Below are 231 nucleotides of genomic sequence, written 5' to 3' on the forward strand. Positions count from 1 at the left end.
GTTCAGCCTGAGCCAGGGGTTAAGGTAAGTAAAATAACGAATCTCTCAGATGATATTAAACTAAGTTTAGCTGCAAAAGATATCCGAATCGAAGCTCCAATTCCTGGGAAGAATACTATTGGAATAGAAGTTCCAAATAGTAATCCAAAAGCAGTATATCTTCGTCAAGTGTTAAACCATGTATCACTTAGAAAGGGAGATTCTCCCCTTACTGTAGGTTTAGGTATGGAT

The 231-nt window shown here is 37.7% G+C and carries 1 protein-coding gene; it reads left to right on the top strand.

All coding sequences use genetic code 11. The features are described from left to right. A partial coding sequence (locus AOA60_RS31925) for a DNA translocase FtsK (RefSeq protein ID WP_256592920.1) occupies positions 1-231 on the top strand: 231 nt, incomplete at both ends.

Origin of the sequence: Pseudomonas sp. 2822-17 (assembly GCF_002742485.1) — a bacterium.
GTDB lineage: Bacteria > Pseudomonadota > Gammaproteobacteria > Pseudomonadales > Pseudomonadaceae > Aquipseudomonas > Aquipseudomonas cyclaminis.